Genomic DNA, 18,947 nt, shown 5'->3' with positions numbered 1-18,947 from the left:
ATTTTGATGTTTCTTTTGTGAACGTGCCTGGATTGACTGGTGTAGTCGCCGGATTGCGAGAATCGCTTTCGTCGGCTTCGGGTGGACGGTAACGTTCTGGGTGAAACCACCGATGCGAACCGCCGTACGCTGGTCTCAGGGGGGCTGGCGGAGGTTCAAGTCGTGGCTGCCGCAGGGGGGTTGACGTGGCGGAGCAGGGGGCTCGGGGGGATGTCTCGCATGCCGTCGGCCGGTTCGGCACGTCCCGCGGCGGCGCCATGGGGGATCGTCGGCGCGCCGGGACGGTCGTGGGTCGGCTGATCGTCCGGCCGAACGAGCGATCCTGCGAATTCTTGGCCCTGTACATGCAATAGGTGCGACACGCGATACATGCGAGGCGCGGCATATGCGTTGAAGCATTGCCGTGGAGTTCACGGCTCAGGCCGTGTGGGGGGAACAGAGGTGCTGTCATGAACGTACCCGAAACCGATCGGTTGCTGCGTGCGCCCGAAAGCGCGGGCGGTGGCGTCGCCACAGCCGTCCTCGCCGAGCCGCCGCTGCCGGAGCGCGAGCCCCGTCCCGTGGTCGGCACCGGGACGGTCACCGTGATCGTCCCGGCCCGCAACGAGGCGGCCAACGTGGGCTGGGTGCTCAGCCGGATGCCGGACTGCGTCGACGAGGTGATCCTGGTCGACGGCGACTCCACCGACGCCACCCTGGAGATGGCCCGGGCCTCGCTGCCCGGCGTCCGGGTGGTCGCCCAGCACGGCCAGGGCAAGGGCTCCGCTCTGCGCACCGGCTTCACGGAGGCCAAGGGCGACTACATCGTGATGATCGACGCGGACGGTTCGATGTCGCCCCGCGAGATCCCGCGCTACGTCCACTTCCTGGAGAACGGCTACGACTTCGTCAAGGGGTCCCGCTTCATGGGCGGCGGCGGGTCACTGGACATCACCACCGTCCGCCGGCTGGGCAACAGGGCACTGCTGGCGCTCACCAATGTGATGTACCAGAGCACCCTCACCGACCTCTGCTACGGCTTCATCGCGTTCCGGCGGGACGCGCTGGACCGGCTCGACCTCCAGTCCACCGGATTCGAGATCGAGACCGAGATGGTGGTCCGGGCGCTGCTGGGCGGGCTGCGGGTGGCGGAGGTGCCGACGCTGGAACTCCCGCGCCGCACCGGCCAGTCCAACCTCCGCACCTTCCGGGACGGCCAGCGGGTGCTGCGCACACTGCTGCGTGAGCACCGCGGCCGGACCGTCCCCGCGGAGGCGGCGGGATGACCGCGCCGTCCGACGCGGCGTCCGCGCCCGGCGCCGGCGGTGCCGCGGGCGCCGCCGAGGCCGACATCGCCGCGGGCGGCGCCGCACTGCCGGGGGCCGCCTCGGCGGAGGTGCGGATCGATCCGCGGAAGGTGCCGATCGCGGTGGCCGAGGTCGAACTGGGCGGCGGACCCGAGGAGTCGGCCGCCCGCGCCCGCCGCGCGGCGGGCGACGACCGGCCGCTGGGCCCCGGCGAGACGCTGGCGGTGGTGCGCTCGGACGGACGGCCGGTCGGGATGGTGCAGACCGTCCTCCCGGCCGACGACCCGGCCGGGGCGCTCCTCGCCGCCGCCCGGGCGGCCTGTCCCGACGCCGGCGCCGGTTCGGTCGCCAGACTGCGGAGGAAGGTCGACGCTGCGTCGACGCCCCTGCTCAGTGTGGTGATCGCGACCCGCGAGCGGCCCGCGCTGCTGGCCCGCTGCCTGGATTCGCTGGCGGCCCTGGACCACCCCCGGTACGAGGTCGTGGTGGTCGACAACGCCCCCGCGACCGACGCCACCGAGCGGCTGGTCAAGGAGCGCTACGCCGAGCTGGCCCGGTACGTCCGGGAGCCCGTGCCCGGACTCGCCGCCGCCCACAACCGCGGGCTCGCGGAGGCCCTCGGAGAGGTGCTCGCCTTCACCGACGACGACGTGGTGGTCGACGTCCGCTGGGCGAGCGCCCTCGCCGAGGCCTTCGCGGCCGGCCCCGACATCGCCTGCGTCACCGGTCTGATCCTGCCCGCCCGGCTGGACACCCCGGCGCAGGCCTCGCTGGAGGCGCACGGCGGCTTCGCCAAGGGCTTCGTCCCGCGCCGCTACTCGCTCGCCGAACCGCCCGCCGACGACCCGCTCTTCCCGTTCACCGCGGGCAGGTTGGGCTCGGGGGCCAACATGGCCTTCCGGGCCGACGCGCTGCGCGGGATCGGCGGCTTCGACCCGGCCACCGGCACCGGTACGGCGGCCCGCGGCGGCGACGACCTGATCGGCTTCTTCCGGATCATCGTCGCCGGGCACGCCCTGGCGTACCAGCCGGAGGCGCTGGTCTGGCACCACCACCGGGAGCGCCAGGAGGACCTGGACAACCAGGCCTTCGGCTACGGAGCGGGCCTCGGCGCCTACCTCACGGCCGCCGCGCTGCGCGAACCCCGGATGCTGCCGGCCCTGCTCCGCAGGCTGCCCGGCGGGGTCCGCTACGCCCTGGCCCGCACCGCCACCGCCGAGGCCGCGCCCGAGGACGCGGCCGGCGACCCGGATTTCTGGCCCGCCCGGCTGACCCGGCTGGAACGCCGCGGACTGCTCTACGGGCCCATCGGTTACCTGCGCAGCCGCCGCACCGTCCGCGGCCTGCCGCTCCCCTGGGAGGCACCCCGCAATGGCAACTGATCAGCAGTCGGCTCCGTTCGCGCCCCCGATCGCGGCCCTGCTCCGCAGGCCGGCGCCGACCGCCCGGGCGGAACTCCACATCGTGCTGGAACGCCTGGTCGCCGCCGCCGACGCGGGCCGTCCGCTGGACGCCTTCCTCAACGCGGCCGGCGCCGCCCAGATCGTCGCCGACCGGCTGCAGGGCGCCGACGGCGAGATCCGCCGGATCCACCGGGCGGTGCTGGCCGGCACCGGGGCCACCGGCGCGCCGCTCTCCGCCCCGCGCGGCATCGCCCTGCGCGCGCTGGACGCGGTGGCCGCCGGCTCGGCCGCCGCCAAGGGCCGGCTGGGGCTGGCCGAATGGCATGTGACGCTGCGCGACCTGGCCAATGTGCTGGCCGAGGCGGTGCTGCGGGACTATCAGCCGGAGGCCGACGGGCCGGACGCCCGCGGTGTGCTGCTCTCCGTGGCCACCGCGGTGGACGGGCTCCGCTCCGGGATCCCGCCGCAGGCCGCCCGGCTGCTGGCGGGCAGTACGCTGCGCCCGCCGTCCTCGTTCCGCGACCTCGACCTCCATCCGATGGACGTGCTGTCGCTCGCCGAGCGCTTCGCCGACCAGTACCCGGACCGCGAACGCCCGCTGCTGGTACTGGGGTTGCGATCGTCCGGGGCCTACCTCGCCCCGTTGGCCGCGGCCGCCCTCTCGCAGCTGGAGTACCGGCACGTGGTGGCCAGGACCACCTGCGCCGGCGGGCCGATCCTGCCGGAGGAGCCGAGGCTGCCGGAGTCGGTGCGCCGGGTCGGCGGCCTCGTGCTGCTGATCGCCGCCCCGCCCCGCACGGGCGGCTCGCTGGCCTCGGTGGCCGGCCGGCTGACCGCGGCCGGGTTCGCGCCCGAGCGGGTGGTGCCGATGTACCCGTCGCTGGCGGACGACGAGACGCCCCTCGCGCTGCTGCGCCATCACAAGCCGATCGTGCTGCCGGCCGGGCAGTGGCGGATCGCGGAGCTGCTCCGCCCGCCGGCGCTGGCCGAGGCGCTGGGCGAACTGCTGCCGGCCGGACACACCGTCAGGTCGGTGGTGACGGCGGGCGAAGAGGAGGCCGAGGCCGAGGCCGACGCCCCGGCCGACGGCGCCGGCGCCGCCGCCCGGTCGGCGCGTGGCCGGGGGACGGGCTGGCGGCGCTCGCACCGGTCGGTCGACTTCACCGCCGTGGTCGCGGACCCGGCCGGCCGGGAGCGGAGGCTCGCCCTGCGGGCCGAGGGCGCCGGCGTCGGCTACCTCGGCCGCCGGCCGGGGGCCGGTCCGCCGCCGCGCGGGGTGGTCCACGGCGTCCTGATCAGCGGGCTGCCGGAGGAGGATCCGGAGGAGGACGAGAAGACGGCCGGATCCGACTCCGAGAGGTCCGAAAACGACGCGATCGGTGCTGGACCCGACAGTTCCCCGACCGAGAATGGAGGCGGGCGGGCGGACGGGTCCGCCGGGGGTGACGCCGCGGGGGGTGAGGCCGCCGGGAACCCCAGCGAGCTCTCGGCCGAGAGCCCACGGGGCCTGGACGCGGACGCCGGCGACGGCGGGGGCGGAGCAGCGGACGGAGGGGCGTGATGAGGCAGGAGGAGACCCGCTCGGCGAGGTTCACCGCGCGGCTCGCCGCCCTGCCGCTGGTCGGCCGGTTCCTCGGCGGCGATCCGCTGCTGCGGAACGGCGTACTCCTGACCGCCGCCGCGCTGGCCACCTCGGTGCTCGGCGCGGCGTACTGGTCGCTCGCGGGGCTGCGCTACGAGGTGTCCACGGTCGGCCGGAACTACTCGGCGATCTCGATGATGACCTTCCTCGCCGGCGTCTCCCAGCTCAACCTCTCCGACGTGCTGATCCGTTTCGTCCCCTCGGCCGGCACCCGCACCAAGCGGATCATCGGCAACGCCTACCTGGCCTCGGTCGTGGTGGCGCTGATCACCGGGACGGTCTTCGTCTTCCTCATCCCGTGGGTGTCGCCGGGGCTGATGTTCCTTCACACCCGTTTCATGGGCCCGGCGTTCGTCCTGGCCACCGTGAGCTACGCGATCTTCGTGGTGCAGGACGGGGCGCTCACCGGGCTGCGCCGGCCGACCTGGGTACTGGTCGAGAACGCGCTGTTCTCGGTGGTCAAACTGGTCGCGGTGTTCATGCTGGCGAGCGCGGGGGGCGCCGGGATCATGCTGTCCTGGGTGGTGGCCCTCCTCTTCTCGCTGGCCTTCACCAACACCTACCTCTTCGGCTTCGCCGTGCCCCGGCGGGTGCGCGAGGCCAGCCGCTACGCCCGCCGGCCCTCCTGGGCCCGCGACCCGCGGCCGGACGACGTCACCGGCGCGCTCGCGGTGCGCACCGAGAGCCCCGACGGGGTCGTCCGGTTCACCGCCCTCACCTACTTCGGCGGGCTGTTCTGGCTGGGCGCCTCGACGCTGCCGCAGGTGCTGCTGCTCAACACGCTGGGCCCGCGGGACTCGGCGTTCTTCTCCATCAGCTGGGTGATCACCACCATGCTGATGGTGGTGAGCACCAACATGGGGGCGTCCATCGTGGTCGAGTCGGCCGGCGACCTGGCCCGGCTGGGCAGCGCCGCCAGGACCGTCCTCAGGCACACCGGCGGACTGCTGGTGGGGGCGGCCGCGGTGCTGGTGCTGGCCGCGCCGCTGGTGCTGCGGGTGTTCGGCGAGGACTACCCCGAGCACGCCACCACGCTGCTGCGGCTGCTGGCCCTGTCCACCGTGCCCAACCTGGTGATGGCCACCGCGCTGGCGGCGGCCCGGGTGCAGCGGCGGGCCGGGATGGTGATGGCCATCTACATCACCGTCTCCCTCATGGTCTTCGGCTTCGCCGTGCTGTACGTCCCCCGGTTCGGACTGAGCGGGATGGGCCTGGCCTGGCTCACCGCCCAGCTCCTGATGGCGGGCGCGCTGGTGCTGCTGCGCAGGACCTGGCTGCCGGCGGACGGCGCGAGCGCGATGCCGGCCGGTCCGTACGCGGAGGTCCGCGGACGACGCGGCGGGGCCGCGGCGGGGCTGGGAGCGGCGGGTCGTGACGCGGGTTCCGGTGGGGGCGCCGGGGCGGTGCTCGGCGCTGGCGCGGGCGCCCGGACCGGGGCCCGTGCGCAGGGCGTTCTGCGCGGGATCCGGCAGGCCCTCCGCCGCGGGCCCGCGGCGGGCGCCGCCGCCGGCGGAGGGCCCGGCGCTGCGGCGGGCCGGGCGACCGGCCGCGTGGCCGGGGCGGAGGCAGGGGCAGGTCTTTCCGGCGCCGCCGGGCGCGGCCCGGGCGCCACCGGTCCTGAGCACGGGCGCGAGCACGGGCACGAGCACGAGCGCGAGCACCTCCGGGCCGGCGCCCTGCCGCCCGGGCAGGCCCGGCCGGCGCCGCAGCCCGAGCTCACCGGCGACCGCGCCGAGCGCGGGCGACCGCCCGCGCGGCGACGCAAGAGGTCGAGCGCCAGGCCCAGTTGGGCGCTGAACGATGAACTGGTGGCGGCGAGGAGGAACCAGCGTGAGCGGTGACGGGCGGGACGACGGACAGGCTGGGCGGGGTACGGCGGTCCGGCGACCGATCCCGGTGCTGCTCTACCACGCGGTGATGGACGATCCGCCGTCCTGGATCGCCCGGTACACGGTCCGCCCCAAGGACTTCGCCGCCCAGCTGGACGCCATCGCGGACAGCGGGCACACCGCGATCACCGCCAGCCGGCTGGTGCGCGGCCTGGCCGAGCCCGGCTCGGCCGGACTGCCGGAGAACCCCATCGTCATCACCATCGACGACGGCTTCGCCGATCTGCCCGCGTTCACCGCCCCCGCGATGGCCGAGCGCGGCCTCACCGGCACCGCCTACCTCACCACCGGCGCCCTGGACGGCAGCCGGGACCGGGCTCAACTGCTGCCCCCCGCACCCATGATGACGCTGGGTCAGGTGGGCGACCTGACCGACTGCGGCCTCGAGGTCGGGGCGCACACGATCACCCATCCGCAGCTGGACACCCTCGGCTCGGGCGCCGTGGCCCGCGAACTCGCCGAGCCGAAGAAGGTGCTGGAGGACGTGCTGGGCGAGGAGGTCCCGGCCTTCGCCTATCCGCACGGCTACAGCAGCCGGCGGGTCCGCCGCCAGGTCGCCGCGGCCGGCTACACCTCGGCCGTGGCCGTCCGCAACGCGCTGAGCTCGGCGGAGGACGAGCCGTACCGGATCAGCAGGCTGATGCTGAACTGCGAGCACACCCTCGACGACCTCACCGCCTGGCTGGACGGCCGGGCGGCCCCGGTCGCGCCCTTCCCCGACCGGCCGCGCACGGTCGCCTGGCGCGCGTACCGCCGCCTCCGCACGGCGGTGAAGGGCCCCGCCTTCGCGGGATGAGGCGGGGCGAGGCGGGTTGGCGCGCCGCGGCGGCCGGACGCGCGGAGCCCAGAGCGTCCCCCCGCCGGAAGCACAAGGGCTGGGCCTCTTCCTTTGTTCGCGTGCGGTCGGTTACCCCTGAGGGGAGTGGCATCACGAAGGGGAAGACCGTGACCGTGCAAGAGGACCGAACCGGCGCCGACGGCTGGTACGTGGACGAGAGGTGCACCAACTGCGATGTGGCCAGGCAGTTCGCCCCGGACCTGATCGGGGAGGCGGACGGCCGCTCCCGGGTGCTGCGCCAGCCGGCCTCGGACGCCGAGGTCCGGGCGCTGAACGCGGCGGCGCACGCCTGCCACACCCGGTCGATCCGGCCGCCGGGCGGCCGCCTGCGAAGGGACCTGGACCCGTTCCCGATGCCGCTGGACGAGGCGGCCGAGGTATACCTCTGCGGGCACAACTCGCCGCGGACCGCCGCCGCCAACGCCTACCTCCTCCGCCGGCCCGACGGCACCGCGATGATGGTGGACACGCCCCGCTGGAGCGAGGAGCTGGCCGCCCGGTACGAGGCGGCGGCCGGCCCGATCACCGACGTCCTCCTCACCCACCGGGACCACGCCGCACACGGCCGCACCTACGCCGACCGCTACGGCGCCCGGCTGTGGATCCACGAAGGGGACCTGGACTCGGCCCCCGACGCGGACCGGGTGCTGCGGGGCACCGATCCGACCGAGATCGCGGCCGGGGTGACCGCCGTTCCGCTGCCCGGCCACACCCGGGGCAGCGTGCTCTTCCTCGCCGACGACCGCTACTGCTTCAGCGGCGACAGCTTCCACTGGTCCCGCGCCACCGGCGACATCGAGGTGGTCGACAACGTCACCTGGTACTCGATCACCGAGCAGGCCGCCTCGCTGAACAGGGTCGCCGACCGGCTGCGCTTCGAGTGGCTGCTGCCCGGCCACGGCGACCGCCGCCGGCTGCCGGCAGCGGAGATGGCCGTCCGGATGCGGGCGCTGGCCGCCCGTGCCCGCGAACTCCGGCTCCGAGCGGTCGACTTCACCGCTACCCGCTGGTGACCACCGCCTCCAGGACCGGGCGGACGTTGTTCCCCACCCAGCGGTGGCTGCGGGCGAACCTGGCCGACTTGGCGAGGTTCCCCGAGACGTGCCACAGCCAGGTGAGCAGCGGCAGCAGAGCGCCGTCCGGCCCGTAGGCGGGGGCGTCGAAACCGGTGCCGGCGAGCAGCTTCCGCTCGGCGGGGCCGAGCCCGCCCGAGCGCAGCACGTCCACCACGCAGGCGCCGAGCTCGCGGCCGGTGGAGTCGTGCCGCCGGGCCAGCAGGTACATGCAGCCGTCGATGGCGGCCGGGCCGTCCGGGCAGCCCTGCACCCAGTCGATCACGGCCGTGGCCACCGGCCCGGAGGCGCCGGGCCTCAGCAGCACGTTTCCGGGGTGGAAGTCGCCGTGGGTCCAGCCGCAGAGCACCTCGCGGTCGACCAGCCCGGTCCGCAGCCGCCTCTCCAGGGCGGCCAGGCCCGGGCCGGCCCACGGCCCCAGCTGCGAGCGGAGCTCGGCGAGTCCGGGCAACAGCCAGGTGTCCAGCAGCGGCTGGGTGACCCGCCGAACCTGGCCGGTGGAGTGGTGGATCCGGGCGACGGCGGCCAGCGCCGCGGCCGTCACCGGGTCCTCGGCTGGGTCCGTGCCGCGGCGAGCGCAGGACGAGGCCGGGCGGCCGGGCATCCAGTGCTGGAGGAGGGCGGGGCCGCCGCCGAGGGCCCGGGCGAGCGAGTCGTCCGGTCCGGCCGGGTGCGGCGGGACGGTGTCCGGGGCCGAGGGGGCCGAGGGGTCCGGGAGGGGCACCGGCGCCGGGCGCGGTGGCGCGGACTGGGGCAGCACCGGTGGGAGCAGCGCCCTGGACTCCGGGGCCAGCCGCTCGTCCGCGGCGAGCCTGGCGAGCACCCGCTCCTCGCGGGCCAGCGCGGCGGCGGCCCGGTCGCTCAGCGGGTACTTGAGGGCGAGCGAGCCGACCCTGGCCACCAGGAGGTCCGCGGTGGTGCGCGACGGCCGTCCGGGCGCGGCGAGGCCGAGCCGCCAGGCCACCCGGCGGATCGTCAACTCGTCCAGGGGCGCGCTGAGGAGGGCGGGCGGCAGCATCGGCAGCCGGCCGCGGACGACCGAGACCAGCTCGTGCAGCCCGCCGGGCCGGCCGCCCCCGCCACCCGGCCGCCTCCGGTCACCGAGGGCGGTGAGGGAGCCCTCGGGCCCGGCGGGCGCGTCTGCGGCGGCGGGCGCGCCTGCTGCGGTCGGGAGGGTCGGGCCGCCGGCGACGGTCGTGGCGACCGGGCCGCCGGCGGCGACCAAGCCGCTCGTGGCGGCCGGGCGGCTCGGGGCGGCCGGGCCGCTCGGGGCGGCCGGAGCGCCGAGCCGCGCAGGGACGGCCCGGAGGTCTGCGCCGGCCGGCGCCCCGCCGACCGTGGCGGCATCCCCCGGGGCGGCGCCCCCCGAGGTGACGTCCCCCGTGACGGTATCGGCCGAGGCGGCGTCCGCCGGGGCCGACTCGGCCGGAGCGGCGTCGGCCGCCGTGCCCCCGTCGGCGACGGCGTCGGCGGCGGCGGGTGCGGTCCGGGCGACCGGTGTCGCGGAGGTCTCGGCGCTCATCCCTGCCGCCCCTGCCGCCCCTGTCGCTTCTGCTCCCGCGCCTCCCGGCGGTCGGCCGGCCCGGCGGATCTGAGCAGCGCGGCCATCCTGCCGAGCGCGGCGGTCCGGCCGGCCTCGGGTACGGCGAGGACGCCGAGCAGCAGCCGTGCGGCCGGGGACGCCGTCACCGCGCCGGGGACCGCCTCCGGCGACCAGTTCGACGAGGCCGGGCGGCAGATCGGGCAGCCGCCCGGGCGGTGGCCGATGACATGGGCGACCGCGTCGCCGAGCCCGGCCTGGTACTGCCGTCGCAGCCGGGTGATCCCGGCCCGGCGCACGGCCGCCTCGGCGTTGCCGGGGGCGAGGCCGAGCCGGGCCAGCCGCAGCATCGGGACGTCCGCCACGCCGTCGCCGACCGCCAGCAGCGGCACGGTGTCCCGGTCCGCGCCGAGCCGTTCCAGCAACCCCTGGAGTCCGGTGGTCTTCCCCACCCCGCGCGGCAGGAAGTCGGTCTGGGCGTCCCCGCGGACGACCGTGAACCACTCGCCGAACTCGCTGTCGGCGAGCACCGACCGGACCACCTCCTCGGGCAGCCCCCGGCCGCGCAGCGAGGCCCGGACGCAGGACCGGTAGAGGGGGTCGAAGGCCACTTGCGGCACGGCGGCGCGCAGCCGGGCGCGCAGGCGCTCCCGGCGGTGGCCGCCGTGCTCCCCGCCGCCCCCCTCCAGCGCGGTGATCCCTGACGGCGTCACTGCGGCGGCGCCGTACTCGGCCACTCCGCCGTCGATCCCGTACGCGGCGCAGCGGTCGGCGACCTCGGGGGCCGAGCGGCCGGTGGCCAGCAGCACCCGGTGGCCGTGGGCGCGGAGGGCGCGCAGCGCCAGCGCGCCGAGCGGGGAGGAGGCCGGGAAGCCGAGGACGTCGTGCTCCAGCACGCCGTCCACGTCCAGGACGCAGAAACCGCCGCTGCCGCCGCCCGGGCCCGGCGGCCGGTCCGGCAGGTCCGGCAGGTCGGCCAGGTACATCGCGGCCAGGAACTCCTGCACGGCCCGGGCCTGCGCCCGCCGGGCGCGGCGCGCGGCCGAGGCGTCCAGCGCACCGGATCCGGCCAGCCGGACCGCGTTCCACCCCTGCACCAGCACCAGCAGGCACCAGCGCCCCGGATCGACCGGGCGACCGGTCGACTCGGCGTAGGCGGCGAGGAGTTCGCGCCCGCCGTCGGGCGTGTTGAGGGCCGCCCCGGCCAGGTCGTAGAGGGGGTCGTAGCTGGCCAGGTCGAGGTTGCTGAACGAGCCGTCGGCCCAGCGGGTCTTCCGCCAGCCGCCGCGGCCGTCCCTCGACCACAGCCGGGGGTCCGCCATCTGCCCGTCCACCAGGCATGCCGTGCCGTCGGCGGCCAGCAGCCGCTGCGCCTCGCGGTCCAGCAGCAGTGAGCGCGCGGCGCCGCCGAGTCGGCCGAAACCGGGCGCCAGCAGCCGGGCGGCGACCTCCCAGACCGGCTGCCGGGCGGCCAGCCGGAGGCTGCGGTCCTCCGGCGCGGACAGCAGCCGGGCCCGCGCGGCCACATAGCCGGCCACCGCGGCGGCCGGCGGAAGATCGGCCGGCGGGATGTCCGCCGACGAGAGCTCCGTGGGCGGCCGTTCGGCCGGCGCGGTGTCGGCCGAGCTCTCCGCCGGCGGCTCCTCCGCGGCGAGCTCCCGCGCGCGGAAGCCCTCGGGCCCGGGCTCCTGCGGCAGCCGCTCGCGCAGCAGCACGCCGTCGGCGAAGCCCAGCACCCGCGGCACGAGCCCCGCCAGCTCGGCCGCCAACTCGGCCGCCTGGCGCCCGAGATGGCCTACACCCGACCACTCCGCCACCAGGTGCTCGACCCGTACCGAGGAGCCGCCCGAGCCGCCCGCACCGCCTGGGCCGCCGCCCGAGCCGCCCGCGCCCCCGGATCGGCGCGACCGCTCCTCCACCCGCACGTCCAGCGGCACCGAGAGATGCCGCCACCGGGTCAACTCGCCCTGCGGGCCCGCGGTCGCGGCCAGCACCCGCTCCCCGGGCGGCAGCAGCGCGGCGACCGCGTCGCCCAGCGCCTTGGACCGCAGTCGGGTCCGTACCTCCCAGTCCTGGCCGGGCAGCAGCACGCACGGATACCCGGCCAGCGGCGCGGGAAGCGCGCCCTCGTCGCCGAAGACGGGCAGCAGCGGGACGACGGAGTCGGCGGGGAAGCCCGCCTCCTCGGCCCGGCGGGCCACGGTGGCCACCGCGTTGCCGGTCACCGGCGGATCGTCCAGCAGCAGTACGGCGCCGCCCGCCGCCGCCACCGAGCGGACCAGCGGCGCCCGGCCGGGCAGCAGGGCCGCGCGCGGCCGCGAGGTGGCCACCGTGACGTCCCGGTAGCCGAGCCGGCGCAGCGCGGCGCCGGCCAGGGGCGCGAGATAGCTGCCCGAGGTGCGGACGCCGACGACCAGCAGCCGGCGCTCGCGCCCCGGATGCCGGTCGGCGAACCGGCGGACCAGTTCCACCGCGTCCGCGGGGTGGAGGTCGAAGCTGCGGAAGCAGGACGGCTGCCGCACGATCTCGCCCTCCAGCAGCCGCGCGGCCCCGGCCGGCAGCCGGTCCAGGGAGTCGGCCAGCGCGCGGGCCGAGCGCAGCAGCCGGCGGCGGTCCTGGACCTCGGTCAGGTCGACGACCCCGCTGGGCGCGGGCGCCCCCTCGTCGCGGGCGCCGTCGCCGCGCGTCCCCTCGCCGTGCGCCCCCTCGCCGCGGGCCCAGTCCTCGCGCGCCCAGTCGTCCCGGACCAGCAGGTCGGCCAGCTCGCCGGTGAGCACCGAGACGGCGGCGCACCAGCCGCGCAGCGCCCGGCGGTCCGGGTCGGCGCGCAGCGCCGCCTCCGTCCAGCCGTCCAGCACCCGGCGGGAGGCCGAGAGGGGGAGCGCCAGCGCCTGGGCGGGCAGGCCGCGGGCGGCCCCGCCGCTCTTCGCGCCGCCGGCGCCCTCGGCGCTCTTCCGCACCCGGCCCTCGAAGTGGTCCTGGAGCCGCCTGGTCCGCCAGCCGCTGCCCTCGACGACGTCCTCGCCGACCTGGAGCGCTCCGGCGGCCAGCAGATAGGCGTCCAGCAGCCGCCCGTCGGCGACCGCGGCGGGCAGGGGCGCGAGCAGCTCCCGCGCGTCCATCAGCGGATCCAGCGGTACCGGCGACGGCACGGGAGCCTCCGCCTCTGTGGTCGCAGGCATCAACGGCGCATTGGTCATCTGTGTGAGCCCCCCCGGGCATCCTGTGCCTCAACTACTCCGTGCCGACCGTTCGGTGGCCGGGCGGGTGCGGAACACCCCACCCCTCGCGGACTTCCCCCAGCGGACGGCGGGTGCTTCCGGTGCGATCGGTTCCGGAAGTAGCGAACCGCGCGCCCTGTGTTCGTCCCGCCGCTGCCGTCCCCCCCTGCGGCGGGCCCCTCACTCTCCGTTGGAAGTTCATCTCCCGTCAACTTTCTAGACTACCTTTTTGCCAGGGGAGTCCGGGGCGAGAAGGAACGCTCGATCGGGTGATGGGTTGTCAGTTCCATGGCCGGATTCGTACCTTGGACACAGGGGGTTAAGAGGGGGGTCAACCGATGGGGAGAGCAAGCGTCTCTGTCGTCGTGTGCGGTTACACCGAGGAACGGTGGGAAGACCTGCTCGCGGCGGTCCGATCGGCCAGGCGGCAGAAGGTGGCACCGCTCGAGGTGCTGGTGGTGGTGGACCACAATCCCGTGCTCTTCGAGAGGTTGCGCGCGGAGTTGACGGACTGTGGCCCTCCTGTAGAGGACCGGAAAACCGAACCGCCGGCCACTTCAGGCCCGCAGGAACCTTCCGGCGATCTGCCGGAAGTGCGGGTGATCGCCAGTAGATTCGAACGCGGGCTTTCGGGAGCCCGTAATACCGGAATTGCCGAGGCGCGCGGAGAGATCATCGCATTTCTCGACGACGACGCGGTGGCCTGCGAGGACTGGCTGAGCTGGTTCGCGGACAGCTACACCGGTCCCGAGGTCCGCGGTGTCGGCGGGCGCACGGTGCCGGCCTGGCAGTCCGGGCGGCGCCCGAACTGGTACCCGGAGGAGTTCGACTGGGTGCACGGTGCCTCGTACCGGGGGATGCCGACCGGCTCCGCCCGGGTGCGCAACGTCCTCGGCGGCAATGCCTCGTTCCGGCGGTCGGCGCTGGTCGAGGTCGGCGGATTCGACACCGGTCTCGGACGGGGAGCGGACGCGGGCGCGGGGGCGCGCCCGCGCACGGACCGCGCCGGGACGAATCGTTCCGCCCCGCGGCGCGGGCTGGGGCTGGTCCGGCGGCGGGCGGTCCGCCCGCTCGGCGGCGAGGAGACCGAGCTGTGCATCCGGATGCAGCAGATCGACCCGGCGGCGGTCTTCCTCTTCGAGGACCGCGCGGTGATCCACCACAAGGTGCCGCTGGAGCGCGAGCGGTTCGGGTACCTGGTGCGCCGCTGCTGGGCGGAGGGGCTCTCGAAGGCGGCGGTGGCCGGTCACGTCGGAGCGGCGGCGGGCCTCTCCACCGAGCGGCAGTACGTGACCCGGACGCTGCCGCTGGGCGTCCTGCGCGGACTCGGCCGGGCCGCCCGCGGGGACCTGTCCGGGGCGGCGATGGCCGGGGCGATCGTGGCCGGCTTCCTGGTCACGGTGGCCGGCTACGGGGCGGGCGCGATCTCCGCGCGGAGCGGGAGCCGCGCGGAGACGGAGGGAGCCAGGTGAAGCAGCCCAGGATCGAGGAGTCCGGGACCGGGGTGGAACCGCGGACGGTGCCGGTGCTGATGTACCACTCGGTCAACGACCGGCCCACCCGCGGGACCAGGGCGCTGTCCGTGCCGGTGGGAGCCTTCGCCCGCCAGCTGGAGATCCTGGAGGAGCTGGGCCTCCACGCCGTCACCATGCGGCGGCTGGTCCGGCACTGGCGGGCGTGCTCGCGCCGGGAGAAGTCCGCACTGCCGTCCAGGCCCGTGGTGCTGACCTTCGACGACGGCTACCGGGACTTCCACGACACGGTGCTGCCGATGCTGACCGGCTACCGGGTGCCGGCCACGCTGTACGTGACCACCGGCTGGCTGGCGGACGCCGGCCCGGCGGCGGCCGGGCGGCCGCTGGCGCCGATGCTCAGCCGGGGCCAACTCGCCGAGTGCGCGGCCGAGGACGTCGAGATCGGCGGCCACAGCCACAGCCATCCGCAGCTGGACCGGCTGCGGCCGGAGCGGCTGCGGGACGAGGTGCTCCGCAACCGCGATCTGCTGGCCGAGTGGGCCGGTACCGAGCCGGGGACCTTCGGGTACCCGTTCGGCTACTCGGACGCGCGGGTGCGCGAGGTGGTGCGAGCGGCGGGTTACGAGGGCGCGTGCGCGGTGGCGAACGCGCTGGCCGCGCCGGGCCGGCAGAGCCCGTACGCGCTGGCGCGGTTGACCGTCGGGCCGTCCACCACCGAGGCCGCGTTCCGCGCGGTCGCCTCCGGCGAGGGGATCGCCCGGGAGTACGCGCGGGCGCGCACGCTGACGAAGGGCTTCGCGCTGTACCGGCGCGGGGCGCGGGGGTTGCGGGGGCGGCGCGGGTAGTGCGGGGCGGCGCGGGGGCGTCTTCGGACGCCCCCGCCCGCCGATCCCCACCGCCGCGTGCTATCCGGCCCGCACGGACGGCAGCAGCGCGCCCACCGTGGTGATGATCGCCAGGACCACCAGCGTCGTCAGCGCGGAGAACCCGCCGGCCATCATCAGCCCCACGGCGACCAGCACCAGCGCCGAGATGCTCAGCATGGCCGCCAGCATCCAGCTCTCCAGCCGGGTCTCCCGGCGCTCGACGATCCGCCGCCCGCCCATCAGCGCGGGCCGCAACGGCAGTTGCAGCGCCGCGCCAGGCCCGAGGAAGAGGTACAGCCCGACCACGGCCAGCCGCGGCGCCGAGTTCGCCGGCAGCTCGGTCGCGGCCAGCACGGTCAGCCACCCGGTCGCGGCCAGCAGCAGCCGGGCGCTGGGCGAGGGCGTGGACCAGCGGTTCATCACCGCACCCCCTTCGGCTTCGCCGGCGCGGTGCTCGGCGGTACGTACCGGAAGACGACCCCGTACTGGTTCCGGGCGACCACCCGGAACCGCGGGGAGCTCTCCGCGGCCCGTTCGATCCGCTTGAGCCCGCCGGCCGGCAGCAGCCCCGCCAACTCGGCGTCGTTGTACTGGGACCGGGTGATGATCAGGTACCCGCCGGTCTTCGGGTCCACCCAGGCGAAGTCGTGCGCCAGCTGCTTCTGCGGGTCGGCCATCAGCTGCTTGACCGCCGCCGGGGTGTCCTCGTCGATCCAGTAGTGCGGAGAGGTCGCGTACCGCCGGTTGGCGTCCGGGAAGTCGCTGTCCCCGGCGACGATGTACGCCCCGGTCGGCGCGATCCGCCAGAGCTTCTGCACCAGCTGGATCTCGCCCGGCGGGTAGTAGTTGAGCGCGTCCTTGCCGAAGTAGCTGGGGACGAAGGCCCCGCCGAGGACCAGCAGGGCCGGCAGGATCATCGCCGCCGCCCGCAGGCTCGGCCGGGCCGCAGGCAGCGCGAACCGGGAGCCCTGCCCGACCGGCGTGGGCAGCTGCACCTGGTGCGGCCGGGGCTGCAGGGCGGCCGCGCCGAAGAAGGCCAGCGCCGGCAGGGTGAAGAGGAACACCCGGAAGATCATCTCGCCGCCGTAGTTGTTGGCGACGAGCATCGGCAGCGCGGTCGCGCCGATCAGCATCAGCGGCAGCGCGGTCCGGCGCAGCGCCGGATGCCGCAGCGCGCCGGCGACGGCCAGCACGGCGACCCCTGCGGACAGCCCCCGGTCCAGGTAGGAGACGACGATCTGGCCGGTCCCGGTGGGCGTGGCGCCCGTGGTGGCCGAGGAGTTGGCCATCAGATCGCCGAAGTCCTGGATGATCTGCTTGATGTTGATGCTGACGAAGGGCAGCGCGACCGTGCTGTCCCAGACCACCGGGAAGGCCAGCGCGATCACCGCCAGCGGCCAGTTGCGGTACCGCCGGGTGAGCGAGACCCCGGCCAGTCCTGCGCCCAGCATCAGCGGGGTGAGCTGGTGCGCGGCCGAGATCGCGGCGATCGGGACCAGCAGCAGCAGCGTCCACAGCCACCGCGTCCGCCGGTCCTGCGGGGGCGGGGTGGGGGCGGTCAGCGGGTGGACGGAGTCGCCGGCGTGGTGCTTGCCGAGCCGCGCCGGCCGGGCCATCCGCCGGAAGACCACCGCGAGGACGCCCAGGTAGAGGACGAACGCGTAGGCCTGCGGGGAGAAGTAGTCCTGGCCCACCCAGTTGCCCAGGTAGAAGATCCAGACCGCGGTCCACACCAGCCGCCGGTCGCGGCTGAACACCCGGTAGATCAGCACCAGCGGGGCGAGCAGCAGCAGGCTGGAGATCAGCGGGGCCCAGCGGGCGTAGGAGAGGGCGTCGTGCACCCCGAGCAGCTTGACCAGCGCGGTGTTCGCGGAGAAGAAGCCGGCCCACTGGTCGTAGGCGGACATCTCCCCTAGCGAGTTGTTGAGCTGGAGGTGGCCGCCGTTGGCGGCCAGCCGGTCGATGATGTCGACGTGCTTCCAGGCCCAGGAGTAGAGGAGGGTCGGGTAGACCAGTGCGCTGGTCGCGCGTTCGAAGGCGATCAGCGCCACGGTGTAGGCGATCGGCCAGCCCAGATGCCGCCGCGGATGGTGCAGCGAGATCACGAATCCGGTGCACAGCAGCACCAGCGAGGTCCAGAAGAGCACCGGCAGCCGGTCGGTCAGCCCGAAACCGCCCAGGTTGTCGATGTTCGTACGGGGAAGCGCCAGCAGCCACAGTGTCACCGCCGTTCCCAGCAGTGCCAGCAGCAGCGCGGGCACCAGGGGGCCGCGGGGCGGGGCGCCGGGCCCGGACTCGCCCCCGTGCGGCGCCGCCGGGTGGGCCGCGCCCGCGCCTGCGCCCGCGGTCTTGCCTGCGGGCCTGCCCGCGGCCGAGGGTCTCGGAGGGCCCGTTCCCGGATTGCGTGCCCCACCGGACTTCAGTCCGCCCCCGGCGTTCGCGCCGCCCCCGCCGCTCGCCCGCGCCCCCGCCTCGCCGGAGTAGTGCACCGGCCGCAGCCGCCCGGTGAGGTAACCGGCCGCGGTGATCGCCACCCCGGCCGCCACCGCCGGGACGGTGGACAGCGCCCGCCGTTCCGGCCCCGGCCGCAGCGCCTGGCCGATCGCCCGCGGGATGGCCCGCCGCAGGTAGGCGCGTTCGGAGGCGAGCGCCTGCTGCGGCCCGCGCATCCGGGAGACGGCCGCCTTGGACAGGCCCTCGTTCCAGCACCGGGCGCGGAAGTACCCCCAGGTGCCGCGGACCGCGGGCACGTGGTGGTGGACGGCCGCGGCCGGCTGGTAGAGGATCACCCGGTCCGGGTGGTGCTCACCGGCCCGGATGCACAGCTCGGTCTCCTCGCAGCCCAGCGGGCGGTTGCCGATCCGGCCCAGGCCGTGGATGAACCCGCCCAGCTCGCCGAGGAGTTCGCGGCGGAAGGACATGTTGGCGCCGATCACGTTCCGCACCGGCGCCGCCTCCTGCGGCATCCCGGTGTAGGTGCAGCCGACCACCCAGTCGAACTCGGGCGGGAACCAGTCCGGCCGCCCGGCCGCCCAGGCCGGCACGATCCGGCCGCCGACCGCCATCACGTCCGGGTCCTGATACGCCGTCAGCAGCCGGACGGTCCAGTCGCGTTCGGCCGCCGCGTCGTCGTCGACGAAGGCGACCACGTCCCCGGTGGCGGCGGCCAGGCCGGTGTTGCGGGCGCCGGAGAGGCCCTTCTGCTCGGCGTTGGCCAGGATTTCGACCCCGCGCAGTTCGGCCGCGGCGCGGCGGCGCAGGGCCTCGTTGTAGTCGACCACCAGCAGGATCTGATCCGGTGGGAGGTACTGTCCGCGCAGCGAGTTGACGGCGCCGCGGATGTCGTCCCACCGGTCCTCGGTGTATGCGCAGACCACCACGCTCAGCGTCAGTCGGATCGCCTCCAGGACGGCTCCGGGCGCCTCCGGGCCCTCTCCCGCCTCGACGCGGCCCGGCGTGCCGGGCGCCTCGGGCGCCCTCGGCGCGCCCTCGGCGGCCGCCTTCCCCGTGGCGGCCTCGCCGGTGTCGATCGGGTCCGCCCGGTCTGCCGTGTCCGGGCTCGCGGCGCCCGCGGCGCCGTCGGCAGGCGTCGCCTGCTGCACCATGTGTTCCCCCCACTGGTACGGCTTGAGAATCCCCCACACCAGCATACGGAGCGAAGTGCTCCCGCGTCCGAGCACTCGGGATACTTTTCCGGCCCCCTCACGAGCCGGA

The 18,947-nt window shown here is 75.6% G+C and carries 12 protein-coding genes; 8 read left to right on the top strand and 4 right to left on the bottom strand.

Annotation, left to right across the window (positions count from 1 at the left end; translation table 11 throughout):
• Positions 1-449 precede the first annotated feature (449 nt).
• The 6 genes from BS73_RS12105 (at position 450) to BS73_RS12080 (ending at position 8,071) form a co-directional block, all read left to right on the top strand.
• Positions 450-1,265, top strand: coding sequence for a glycosyltransferase family 2 protein (locus tag BS73_RS12105; protein ID WP_084703984.1), 816 nt, complete (start codon positions 450-452; stop codon positions 1,263-1,265).
• On the top strand, positions 1,262-2,668 hold the full coding sequence (locus BS73_RS12100) for a glycosyltransferase family 2 protein (RefSeq protein WP_084703983.1): 1,407 nt from the start codon (positions 1,262-1,264) through the stop codon (positions 2,666-2,668). The genes BS73_RS12105 and BS73_RS12100 overlap by 4 nt, the downstream gene beginning before the upstream one ends.
• Positions 2,658-4,250 carry a hypothetical protein gene (locus tag BS73_RS12095; protein ID WP_037571671.1) on the top strand — a complete coding sequence of 531 codons (1,593 nt, stop codon included), beginning with the start codon at positions 2,658-2,660 and terminating at the stop codon, positions 4,248-4,250. The genes BS73_RS12100 and BS73_RS12095 overlap by 11 nt, the downstream gene beginning before the upstream one ends.
• Positions 4,250-6,172, top strand: a complete 1,923-nt coding sequence (locus tag BS73_RS37300) for a lipopolysaccharide biosynthesis protein (RefSeq protein WP_037571669.1) — start codon at positions 4,250-4,252, stop codon at positions 6,170-6,172. Before BS73_RS12095 ends, BS73_RS37300 begins: the two co-directional genes overlap by 1 nt.
• Positions 6,173-6,227: 55 nt before the next feature.
• Positions 6,228-7,016 (top strand): polysaccharide deacetylase family protein, encoded by a 789-nt coding sequence (locus tag BS73_RS12085; protein WP_037579218.1) that lies wholly within the window; start codon positions 6,228-6,230, stop codon positions 7,014-7,016.
• A gap of 149 nt (positions 7,017-7,165) precedes the next feature.
• Positions 7,166-8,071, top strand: coding sequence for a 4Fe-4S domain-containing protein (locus BS73_RS12080; RefSeq protein WP_235215386.1), 906 nt, complete (start codon positions 7,166-7,168; stop codon positions 8,069-8,071).
• On the opposite strand, the gene BS73_RS12075 is transcribed toward BS73_RS12080, so the two are convergent.
• Together BS73_RS12075 and BS73_RS12070 are read right to left on the bottom strand one after the other, a co-directional pair.
• Complete coding sequence (locus tag BS73_RS12075; protein ID WP_037571666.1) at positions 8,058-9,653, bottom strand: phosphotransferase; 1,596 nt, start codon at positions 9,651-9,653, stop codon at positions 8,058-8,060. The two genes, BS73_RS12080 and BS73_RS12075, sit on opposite strands and share 14 nt — an antisense overlap.
• Positions 9,650-12,823, bottom strand: a complete 3,174-nt coding sequence (locus BS73_RS12070) for an HAD hydrolase family protein (protein ID WP_037571664.1) — start codon at positions 12,821-12,823, stop codon at positions 9,650-9,652. Before BS73_RS12070 ends, BS73_RS12075 begins: the two co-directional genes overlap by 4 nt.
• 668 nt (positions 12,824-13,491) lie before the next feature.
• Here BS73_RS12070 and BS73_RS12065 point away from each other — a divergent pair.
• Positions 13,492-14,364 (top strand): glycosyltransferase family 2 protein, encoded by an 873-nt coding sequence (locus BS73_RS12065; protein WP_322987255.1) that lies wholly within the window; start codon positions 13,492-13,494, stop codon positions 14,362-14,364.
• A complete protein-coding gene (locus tag BS73_RS12060; protein WP_235215385.1) occupies positions 14,361-15,212 on the top strand; it encodes a polysaccharide deacetylase family protein in 852 nt (283 codons plus the stop codon). The genes BS73_RS12065 and BS73_RS12060 overlap by 4 nt, the downstream gene beginning before the upstream one ends.
• 60 nt (positions 15,213-15,272) lie before the next feature.
• Here the strand turns inward: BS73_RS12060 and BS73_RS12055 are convergent, their stop codons facing one another.
• Complete coding sequence (locus BS73_RS12055) at positions 15,273-15,653, bottom strand: hypothetical protein (protein ID WP_051939839.1); 381 nt, start codon at positions 15,651-15,653, stop codon at positions 15,273-15,275.
• Positions 15,653-18,838: a glycosyltransferase family 2 protein gene (locus BS73_RS39455; protein WP_235215384.1), complete on the bottom strand. Its 3,186-nt coding sequence runs from the start codon at positions 18,836-18,838 to the stop codon at positions 15,653-15,655. The genes BS73_RS12055 and BS73_RS39455 overlap by 1 nt, the downstream gene beginning before the upstream one ends.
• Positions 18,839-18,947: the final 109 nt, after the last annotated feature.

The organism is Phaeacidiphilus oryzae TH49 (assembly GCF_000744815.1).
GTDB lineage: Bacteria > Actinomycetota > Actinomycetes > Streptomycetales > Streptomycetaceae > Phaeacidiphilus > Phaeacidiphilus oryzae.
This window is presented reverse-complemented; position numbering and strand designations above follow the sequence as displayed.